The organism is Microcystis sp. M53603_WE2, from assembly GCF_030065435.1.
The window spans coordinates 1-6884 of the sequence record NZ_JASJFF010001352.1 but is presented as its reverse complement, the minus strand read 5'-3'; the positions used below and the strand labels follow the sequence as shown (position 1 = coordinate 6884).

Genomic DNA, 6884 nt, shown 5'->3' with positions numbered 1-6884 from the left:
TGAAATGGGGCGAAAGTCTGTGGACTCTGTGTAAGACAGTACATGGTTTTTTAACTGTGGTATGCGACGGTGGTGGAAGCAGAAACTTAAATCGTGAGGTTTAGGAATCGCCGCACTTTTAGGGCGGCGAGGATGTCAATAAAGATGAGGCTAATCTCTGCCATCTTAGGGCATACTGTGAGTGTAACGAAGCACTATATTACTCAGTTTGCTTTCCCACTCCTTCCCTAGCTGAATCTCTATCTTGGAGAAGCCATAGTCATGATCGAAATGAAAGTCGCTGGAATTGCCCTAGACGCTATCACTCGCAGTCCCATTGTACTACTCAAGGATGGTTCCGAGCGTCGCGCCCTACCTATCTACATCGGACAAGATCAGGCTAAGGCCATTATCACCGTCCTCGAACAACAAAAACCCCCTCGTCCCCTCACCCACGATTTGATCGCTAATATTTTTAAAGTTTGGGACATGGATTTAGAAAAGATTATCATCCATTCTCTCCAAGATAATACCTTTTATGCTGTTCTCTGTCTCCAGCGCGGCGAAGTCAAAAAAGAAATCGATTGTCGTCCCAGTGATGCGATCGCTATTGCCCTGCGTACCAACAGTCCCGTCTGGGTAATGGAAGAAGTGATCGCTTCCGCTTCTATTCCCGTCGATCGTGACGCGGATGAAGAGGAACGTCAAGCTTTTCGCAATTTCGTCTCCAATCTTAGCCCCTCAGACCTGATCCAACGTCGCGGTGATTTTAGTGAGCAGTGAAAATTCAGGAGATAGGAGATAGGGGTTTAGGGGTTTAGGGGTTTAGGGAAATTTCAGCCAAATGCTCCACTGCCCCACTGCCCCACTTCCCCACTTCCCCACTTCCCCACTGCCCCACTTCCCCACTTCCCCACTTCCCCACTCCCCCATCACCCCACACCCCACACCCCACACCCAATACCTTCTAACTGGTAACTGATAACTGGTAACTGATAACTGATAACTGGTAACTGAATCAATGCGTTATCGACGATTTGGCCGTACTAATTGGCAATTTTCGCTGTTTTCCCTGGGGACAATGCGCTGTTTGTCCTCAGAGTCGGTGTTTACTGCAACAGTTGATCGCGCCCTAGAATTGGGGATTAATCACCTAGAAACGGCCAGAGGTTACGGTAATAGCGAAGTTTTTCTCGGTCGCTACCTGCAGCGTCAAGGGGTGCGGGAGCGGGTTTATCTGACTACGAAATTAGTCCCCACTCCCGATCGCCAAACTATGGAAAAAGCGATCGCCGAATCCCTAGAACGATTACAATTAAATTACCTCGATTGTCTAGCAATTCACGGTATTAACACCCGCGAGCATTTAAACTGGATTAAAGACCCGCAAGGCTGCATGAAAGCCGTTTTTATGGCCCAAGAGGCTGGAAAAATCGGTCATATTGGCTTTTCTACCCATGCACCCCTAGAAATTATTCTGGAGACGATCAATACAGATTTCTTCGCTTTTGTCAATATCCATTACTATTTTTTTTGGCAAAGACAGCAACCAGCGATCGCTTTGGCCCAGGCAAAGGACATGGGTGTGTTTATCATCTCCCCTGCTGATAAGGGAGGTAGTCTCCACAGACCTCCCAAGAAGCTAGAAGAATTATGCGCCCCTTTTTCACCCCTAGAGCTAAATTATCGCTTTTTATTGAGCGATCCGCGCATTACTACCCTCAGCGTCGGGGCAGCGATCCCAGAGGAATTAGAGGCAATTATTAACGTATCTGAACGAGATCAGCCCTTAGATGCGGCAGAAATTGCCGTTTTTAACCGTTTAGAGGCACATTTAACCGATAAATTGGCTACAGATTTATGTAGCCAATGTTATCAATGTTTACCCTGTCCCGAAAATATTAACATCCCTGAAGTGTTGAGACTGCGGAATCTGGCAGTAGCTTACGAAATGACCGATTTTGGCCAGTATCGCTATCGAATGCTGGAAAATGCTGGTCATTGGTTCCCCGGACGCAAGGCGAATAATTGTACTGAATGTGGTGATTGTTTACCTCGCTGCCCGGAAAAATTGCCGATTCCCCAGCTGCTATTTAATACGCATGAACTACTTAACGGCCCACCGCAACGGAGATTGTGGTCATCTTAGGACGAAACCCGAAAAAATTTTTTTTGGGGATCGTCAAAGTGTAAAAACTATCTTAAGATTAACAGGTAAGAGAATTAACTTTCTTGAATTTAAAGAGACAGAAAACAAGAAATAGATTAAGGAGTAAAGGATATGGCACTCGTCCCCATGCGGTTATTGTTGGATCACGCGGCTGAGAACGGATATGGCATCCCCGCTTTTAACGTAAATAATATGGAGCAGATCCAAGCGATCATGCAAGCGGCGGCAGCCACCGACAGCCCCGTTATCCTACAAGCTTCTCGCGGTGCGCGCAAATATGCAGGGGAAAACTTCCTGCGTCACTTGATCACCGCCGCGGTGGAAACCTATCCTCATATCCCCATCGTGATGCACCAAGATCACGGTAATGAACCCGCCACCTGCTACTCGGCCATCCGTAACGGTTTCACCAGCGTCATGATGGATGGTTCCTTAGAAGCGGATGCTAAAACTCCCGCCACCTACGAGTACAACGTTAACGTTACTGCTGAAGTGGTAAAAGTTGCCCACTCGATCGGTGCTAGTGTGGAAGGAGAACTCGGTTGTTTAGGTTCCCTAGAAACTGGTAAAGGAGAAGCGGAAGACGGCCACGGTTTTGAAGGGGAATTAGATCACTCGATGCTGTTAACCGATCCTGATGAAGCGGTGGATTTCGTCGAAAGAACTCAAGTAGATGCTTTAGCAGTAGCCATTGGTACTAGCCACGGCGCTTACAAATTTACCCGCAAACCCACCGGCGAAATTCTCGCTATTAGCCGTATTGAAGAAATTCATAACCGCTTACCCAATACTCACTTGGTTATGCACGGTTCTTCCTCGGTTCCCGAAGATCTCCTCGAATTAATCAACCAATTCGGTGGCGCTATCCCCGAAACCTACGGTGTTCCCGTGGAAGAAATCCAAAAAGGCATCAAGAGTGGTGTGCGTAAAATCAATATCGACACCGACTGCCGTTTAGCAATTACCGCCGCAGTTCGTGAAGCACTATTCAGCAACCCGAAAGAGTTTGATCCCCGTTTCTTCCTGAAACCCTCGATCACCTATATGCAGAAAGTTTGTGCCGATCGCTATCAACAATTTGGTACCGCCGGTAACGCCAGCAAAATCAAACAAATGTCCCTCGATGATTACGCAGCCAAATATGCTAAAGGGCAATTAACCCAAGTCAGCAAAAAAGTTGTGGCTGTCTAGTAGCTGAACAATTAAGCGATCGCTTAATGGCACCGATCTAGGAGAATTTTTTGGGGTAGTTAACCATAACTACCCTCTTTTTTATGGGAATGCCTTCAAGGGAAAGAGTTGTCAGATAAGAATCGATGGCTCTCTTGGGTTTGGTGGGTAAAATGTATTCTAAGATACAGTTCCGCCAGCGAGTGAGTGGGGTGCATCTCACATTTGCGGGAATACCGACAATCAGCAATTATCAGTGACTCTTAGATGATTACAAATATATCAGCAGCTGGGTGTAAGCATCCCACCGAAAAGCTCATGCGCTCCGGGGTTTGGGTAGGGTTGATTCATGAATCAACCCTACCCAAACGGGTGGTTTGGGGGGTTCTACCCCCCAAAAGCTGGGATTGAGCGATAAAACCGAAAGTAATGCCCGATCTTAGCCGAGAGTTTCCCCGTAAAAATCCCAATTGGTAGATTTACAAAAATGAGATGCACCCAGCGAGTGGAACGAACCACAAAGACACAAAGGACACAAAGATTGATCGCTCCTATATAAGTTAAACTGATCACACAAAGAATAAGAGAGCCAATCGATTTCAGAGAAAAGACTATACTGAAAATAATCAGCAGATCAGCACTTGATTTATAAGAGAAGCAAGATGAGAAAAAAATCGTTGTGGGTGGGATTATTAGTGGGATTTTGGTTTTGTCTGACTTGGATGGCATGGACACCCACAGCAGCCGCCTTTAGCGAAGAACAAAAATTATTACTACAATCTTGGCGATTAGTCAACCAATCTTATTATGATGACACATTTAATCATCAAAACTGGTGGCAGGTGCGGGAACAATTCATCAAAAAACCCCTCAACGATCGGACGGCGGCCTATAATGCGATCGAACAGATGTTAGCCACCCTCGATGAACCCTTTACCCGTCTCCTGCGACCGGATCAATACCATAACCTACAAATTAGCACCACGGGGGAATTATCGGGGGTAGGACTGCAAATTAATATCAATCCTGACAATGGTTACTTAGAAGTAGTTGCCCCCCTTGCCGGTTCTCCTGCTGAGGCCGCTGGTTTGACTAGCCACGATCGCATTTTGTTTATTGATGGCATCGATACCACTACTTTAACCCTCGATGTAGCAGCAGCCAAAATGCGCGGGACCGCCGGAACAGAAGTTTCCTTAGTGATTCTTCCCTATCAAAAAAGTCAACCAAAAACCCTATCTTTAACCCGTCAACGGATTTCTTTAAGTCCAGTGGTAGCGGTTTTAGATAAAAATTCTAGTTCCTTGCCCATCGGTTATGTGCGCTTAAATCAATTTAGTGCTAACGCTGCCAAAGAAGTCTCGGAAGCGGTGACAGATTTACAAAAACAAGGAGCCAAGGGTTATATTTTAGATTTAAGAAATAACCCCGGTGGTTTACTGCAAGCGGGCATAGAAATCGCTCGGATGTGGATTAATCAGGGAACGATCGTTTATACGGTTAATCGTGAGGGAATTGCCGATAGTTTTGCCGCAGCTGGCAATGCTTTAACCGACTCGCCTTTAGTCGTTTTAGTCAATCAGGGAACCGCCAGCGCCAGCGAGATTTTAGCCGGAGCATTACAGGACAATCAACGGGGGGTTTTAGTGGGAGAAAAGACTTTCGGTAAGGGATTAATTCAGTCCCTATTCGAGTTACCCGATGGGGCAGGATTAGCGATTACCGTGGCGAAATATGAAACTCCCGCCCACCATGATATTCATAAGTTAGGAATTATCCCGGATCAAGTGGTGGCACAGGAACCGATCACATATCAGGAAATCGGCACCGAAAAAGATAGTCAATACCAAACGGCAATTCAGTTTTTAAACCAGAACACCGTTTTAGCCAAAGCTTCCTAAGTGGGGTTTTCAGTTATCAGTTACCAGTTATCAGTTATCAGTTATCAGATGCGAGTTTTCAGGATTCTTCGTTACTTGGTATAGTTCGATCGGGGGGCATAAATCGACTAAATCCTTATCTGGCAAGAGACTTAATTGATTAGTTCGTTAGAGAGGGAAAACAATTAACAAAGATCGCATCAATGTCTTTATATATAAGGGTTTTATCCCTTATAGCCCCGTTTATTGCCTAAGACAAACAAAAAGAACCGTTTTCAGTTTACTGTTTACTGTTTACTGTTTACTGATCACTGAAAAAACTTCCCACACCCCACACCCGACGGCATAGATCGAACAAATTAGCCATTTTTTCCATCAATATCTAAATTAAGATGGAAACCTGTTTGATTTGAAGAGAATGCTAACATCGATTAGAATTTTCCCAGTCCGGGCTTTTCAGTCTTGCAACCTTGACTCATCCTTGATTTTACTGCCATGCAGAGATATATTCGATCGCCCCTAGCCCTAACCCTGAGTATCAGCCTCTTAGCTAATTTTTTAACCGCTTGTAATAATGCCCAAACCCCGAATAACAACGCCTCTAGTCCCACCACCACTGCCCCCGGTGATGAGGGACTAAAATTAGGAGCATTACTGCCCATTACTGGAGATTTAGCCGCTATTGGTCAAAATATGCCCGAAGCAGCCGCCCTAGCGGTAGAGACTATCAATGCCTGTGGTGGAGTCAATGGCAAACCCGTCACCCTCGTGAAAGAAGATGACCAAACCGATCCCGCCGCCGGTGCTTCAGCGATGACGAAACTAGCGGAGGTGGATAAAGTAGCCGGTGTGATCGGTTCCTTTGCCAGTAGCGTCTCAGGAGCAGCCGTCGATGTGGCGGTGAGAAAGAAAGTTATGTTAGTCTCTCCGGGTAGCACCAGTCCTGTATTTACTGACAGGGCGAAAAAAGGCGATTTTCAAGGTTTTTGGGCGCGGACGGCTCCCCCGGACACCTACCAAGCTCAAGCTTTAGCGGTCCTAGCTAAGAAAAAGGGTTTTCAAAATGTGGCCACCGTCGTGATCAATAACGATTACGGAGTCGGATTTGAACGGGAATTTGTGAGCGCTTTCGATAAATTAGGCGGCACTATCACTAATAAGCAAAATCCTGTCCGTTATGACCCGAAAGCTGCCACTCTCGATAGTGAAGCGGCGGCTGCCTTCGCTAACCAACCGGATGCTGTAGCGGCAGTCCTTTACGCTGAAACGGGCAGTTTATTACTGCAAGCGGCCTATAAACAGGGATTGACCAAAGGAGTTACCGTCCTCCTCACCGATGGGGTTTATTCGGAAGATTTCACCAAACAGGTGGGGAAAGGAACCGATGGTAAGTCAATTATTGCCGGCGCCCTAGGTACAGTCCCTGGGGCCGACGGTCAAGCTTTAAGCGCTTTTACTACTCTCTGGAAGGAAAAAACTGGCAAGGATGTCACCGCTTTTGTTCCCCATACTTGGGACGCGGCGGTTTTATTGATGTTAGCAGCCGAGGCGGCTAAATCTAACACTGGTGAAGGGATTCAAAGCAAGATTCGTGAGGTGGCTAACGGTCCGGGGACGGAAGTAACCGATGCTTGTCAAGCCATGGAAATGATTCGCAAAGGCGAGGATATTAACTATCAGGGGGC

At 46.5% G+C, this 6884-nt stretch carries 7 protein-coding genes and 1 pseudogene; 6 read left to right on the top strand and 2 right to left on the bottom strand.

From position 1 onward, the window contains the following. Positions 1–261: 261 nt before the first annotated feature. The 4 genes from PX481_RS28465 to fba all read left to right on the top strand — a co-directional run bounded on the left by PX481_RS28465 (position 262) and on the right by fba (position 3340). Positions 262–762: a bifunctional nuclease family protein gene (locus PX481_RS28465; protein ID WP_002798060.1), complete on the top strand. Its 501-nt coding sequence runs from the start codon at positions 262–264 to the stop codon at positions 760–762. A 61-nt stretch (positions 763–823) separates the two neighbouring features. Next, positions 824–961: a hypothetical protein gene (locus PX481_RS28460; RefSeq protein WP_288097310.1), complete on the top strand. Its 138-nt coding sequence runs from the start codon at positions 824–826 to the stop codon at positions 959–961. Positions 962–1000: 39 nt separating this feature from the next. Further along, the gene (locus PX481_RS28455) at positions 1001–2128 is read left to right on the top strand and encodes an aldo/keto reductase (protein ID WP_288097308.1); all 1128 of its coding nucleotides are present in this window, start codon (positions 1001–1003) and stop codon (positions 2126–2128) included. Positions 2129–2260: 132 nt separating this feature from the next. Next, positions 2261–3340: a class II fructose-bisphosphate aldolase gene (gene fba / locus PX481_RS28450; protein WP_002744497.1), complete on the top strand. Its 1080-nt coding sequence runs from the start codon at positions 2261–2263 to the stop codon at positions 3338–3340. Positions 3341–3582: 242 nt separating this feature from the next. Here the strand turns inward: fba and PX481_RS29955 are convergent. Then, positions 3583–3789: pseudogene (locus PX481_RS29955) on the bottom strand (hypothetical protein). Further along, the gene (locus PX481_RS28445; RefSeq protein ID WP_223212993.1) at positions 3707–3922 is read right to left on the bottom strand and encodes a hypothetical protein; all 216 of its coding nucleotides are present in this window, start codon (positions 3920–3922) and stop codon (positions 3707–3709) included. The pseudogene PX481_RS29955 and the gene PX481_RS28445 overlap by 83 nt, the downstream one beginning before the upstream one ends. Before the next feature lie 59 nt (positions 3923–3981). On the opposite strand from PX481_RS28445, the gene ctpA reads away from it, so the two are divergent. Both ctpA and PX481_RS28435 read left to right on the top strand, forming a co-directional pair. Then, positions 3982–5220: a carboxyl-terminal processing protease CtpA gene (gene ctpA, locus PX481_RS28440; protein ID WP_288097306.1), complete on the top strand. Its 1239-nt coding sequence runs from the start codon at positions 3982–3984 to the stop codon at positions 5218–5220. 474 nt (positions 5221–5694) lie between these two features. After that, the coding region (locus PX481_RS28435) for an ABC transporter substrate-binding protein (protein WP_288097304.1) at positions 5695–6884 on the top strand (1190 nt) is incomplete at its 3' end.